4 protein-coding genes are annotated in these 3,208 nt (G+C 65.1%); all 4 read left to right on the forward strand.

What is annotated here, in order from left to right; translation table 11 throughout:
• On the forward strand, positions 1-510 hold a 510-nt coding region (locus AACS18_RS21840; protein ID WP_258228792.1), incomplete at its 5' end, for a dihydroxyacetone kinase subunit DhaK.
• 9 nt (positions 511-519) lie between these two features.
• Positions 520-1,149, forward strand: coding sequence for a dihydroxyacetone kinase subunit DhaL (gene dhaL, locus AACS18_RS21845; RefSeq protein ID WP_047437877.1), 630 nt, complete (start codon positions 520-522; stop codon positions 1,147-1,149).
• 1 nt (position 1,150) lies between these two features.
• Positions 1,151-1,867 carry a dihydroxyacetone kinase phosphoryl donor subunit DhaM gene (gene dhaM / locus AACS18_RS21850; RefSeq protein WP_108613316.1) on the forward strand — a complete coding sequence of 239 codons (717 nt, stop codon included), beginning with the start codon at positions 1,151-1,153 and terminating at the stop codon, positions 1,865-1,867.
• Positions 1,868-1,992: 125 nt separating this feature from the next.
• Positions 1,993-3,075 carry a glycerol dehydrogenase gene (locus AACS18_RS21855; protein WP_108613317.1) on the forward strand — a complete coding sequence of 361 codons (1,083 nt, stop codon included), beginning with the start codon at positions 1,993-1,995 and terminating at the stop codon, positions 3,073-3,075.
• The last annotated feature ends 133 nt before the right edge of the window (positions 3,076-3,208 follow it).

A 3,208-nucleotide genomic window follows, 5' to 3' on the forward strand; every position in this document is an offset into this window, starting at 1 on the left:
GGCGTGGCCATGCATGCCTGCACCGTGCCTGCCGCTGGCAAGCCCTCCTTCACCCTGGCGGACAACGAGATGGAGTTCGGCGTCGGTATCCACGGCGAGCCGGGCATCGAGCGCCGCCCCTTCACCGACCTCAATACCCTGGTGGACGACATGTTCAGCGAGCTTGCTGACAACACCCCCTATGGCCGCTCCCTGCGCCACTGGGATCGCACCAGCGGCAGCTGGCAGGAAGAGCACACCTTTATCGAGCCGCTGAATGCGGGCGATCGGGTTATCGCGCTGGTTAACAGCCTCGGCGGCACCCCCATCTCCGAGCTCTATGGCGTCTATGGTCGCCTCGCCACCCTGTGCGAAGAGGCGGGCATCCATCTGGTGCGCAACCTGATTGGCCCCTACTGCACCTCCCTCGACATGACCGGCATCTCCATCACATTGCTCAAGGTGGATGATGAGCTGATGACCCTGTGGGATGCCCCCGTTCACACCCCCGCCCTGCGTCGCGGCTGCTAAGGAGAACCCATGTTAAGCAAGCATCACATCGTCAACTGGCTGCTCGACTGCGAACACATCTTTACCGAGCAGCGTGACTACCTCACCGCGCTGGATACCGACATCGGCGACGGCGACCACGGCCTCAACATGCAGCGCGGCTTCGCCAAGGTGGCCGAGAAGCTGCCCGCAGTGGCGGACAAGGATATCGGGCAGGTGCTGAAAACCACCGGCATGACATTGCTCTCCTCCGTCGGCGGCGCCAGCGGCCCGCTCTACGGCACCTTCTTTATCCGGGCTGCGGCCAGCAGCGATGCCTGCCAGAGCCTCAGTCTCAGCCAGCTATGCAAGATGCTGAGCGACGGGGTCGAGGGGATCGTCTCCCGCGGCCGCGCCGAGCCGGGCGACAAGACCATGTGCGATGCCTGGTGGCCGGCACTGGCCGCCCTGCAACAGGCGCAGCAGCAAGATCTGCCCCTCAACGAAGCGCTGGACAAGGCGGTGGCAGCCGCCGCGGCCGGTACCGAGGCGACCATCCAGATGCAGGCCCGCAAGGGGCGCGCCAGCTATCTTGGCGAGCGCAGCATCGGCCATCAGGATGCCGGGGCCACCTCGACCCTGCTGCTGCTGACCGCCCTGCGTGACAGAGCGAGGTTGTGACATGATCGGAATCGTAGTTGTCTCTCACAGCGCCCTGCTGGCGGCCGGCTTGAAAGCGCTGGCCGACCAGCTCGGCAGCCCGGCGAAACTGTTGCTGGCGGCCGGGGTCGATGACCCCGACCACCCCATCGGTACCGATGCCATTGCGGTGATGAGTGCGATTGAAGAGGCGGATGACGGCAGCGGCGTGCTGGTGCTGATGGATCTGGGCAGCGCCCTCTTGAGCGCCGAAACCGCCCTCGAACTGCTGCCCCCGGAGCTGAGCGCGAGGGTGCGGCTCTGCCCCGCCCCGCTGGTGGAGGGCACTCTGGCCGCCGTGGTGGCGGCCGGTTCCGGCCTGACGCTGGATGAGGTAACCGCCGAGGCGCTCGGTGCCCTTGGCCCGAAACAAGCGATGCTGCCTGCCAGCCCAGCGCAAGCCGCCACCGAGACAGCCCCCGTTGCCGACGACGGCTGGCTGCGCTGCGAAGTGGTGGTGGATAACCCCCACGGCCTGCATGTGCGCCCCGCCGCCCGGCTAGTGGCCGCCCTCAAGCCCTTTGCCGCTGAGCTCAAGCTGCAAAAGGGGGATAAAGAGGCCAATCCCCGCAGCCTGACCCGGCTCGCCATGCTCAACGTGCGTCAGGGCGACCAGCTCACCCTGCTGGCGCGCGGCGAGGATGCCACCGCCGCACTGACCTGCTTCCAGCAGTTGGCCGACGAGCGCTTCGGCGACTGACGCCACTGTTTCAAGGGGCTGCACTCGCTCGCAGAGCCTGTGCAGCTTCATTCAAGACGAAGGAGTCCCCGGCACTGCCGCCCCTTCGCCCCGATTCTTAATTCATAAAGAGAGAGGGATAAAAAATGGACCGCATTATCATCAGCCCCAGCAAATACGTGCAAGGCAACGGGGCCCTCGCCAATATCGGCAACTACGTCAAAGCGCTCGGCAGCAAGCCACTCATTCTGGCCGACGCCTTCGTCACCAAACTGGTAGGCGATACCGTGGCCACCAGCTTCCAGGGCGCCGGTATCAAGCCGGAGTTTGACTGCTTCAACGGCGAGTGCTCCCGCCCCGAGATCGACCGCCTGCTAGCCCGCTGCCAGCAGACCCCGTTTGACGTCATCATCGGCATCGGCGGCGGCAAAACGCTGGATACCGCCAAGTCGGTCGCCTTCTACCAGAAGGTGCCGGTGGTCATAGTGCCGACCATCGCCTCCACCGATGCCCCCACCAGCGCGCTGGCGGTCATCTACACCCCGGAGGGGCAGTTCAGCGAATACCTGATGATCCCGACCAACCCCAACATGGTCATCATGGATACCGGTGTGGTCTCCCGCGCGCCGGTGCGGCTCTTGGTCTCCGGCATGGGGGATGCGCTCTCCACCTACTTCGAGGCGCGCGCCAACAAGGTCTCCGGTTGCCAGACCATGGCCGGTGGCGCCTCCACCCTGGCGGCGCAGGCCATCGCCGAGCTCTGCTACAAGACCCTGCTGGCCGATGGCTACAAGGCCAAGCTGGCGGTAGAGCAGGGGCTCTGCACCAAGGCGGTGGAGAACATCATCGAGGCCAACACCTATCTGAGCGGTATCGGCTTCGAGAGCAGCGGGCTGGCCGCCGCCCACGCCATCCACAACGGCCTGACCCAGCTGGCCGAGTGTCACCACCTCTACCACGGTGAGAAGGTGGCGTTCGGTACCTTGGTGCAGCTGGTGCTGGAGAACGCGCCGATGGCGGAGATCGAAACCGTGCTGGGCTTCTGCCGCTCGGTGGGCCTGCCGACCAACCTGCATATGATGGGGGTCAAGGAGCTGGATATGGCGCGCCTGATGGAGGTGGCCAAAGCCTCTACCGCCGAGGGCGAAACCATCCACAACATGCCGTTCAAGGTCACGGCCGAGGATGTGCTGGCGGCCATCGTCACCGCCCACCAGCTGGGGCTGTAACCACGCCACCGCTGAACTTGCCATATAAAAACGGCCCCGCATCTGCGGGGCCGTTTCGCTTTCTGCGGGCCGACTATCACGGCTCGCCATCAGCCGTGATAGTCGGCAGGATCGATCTCGAGCAGCTTGAGTC

It is taken from the genome of Aeromonas sp. HMWF015, assembly GCF_963878965.1.
Lineage (GTDB): Bacteria > Pseudomonadota > Gammaproteobacteria > Enterobacterales > Aeromonadaceae > Aeromonas > Aeromonas veronii.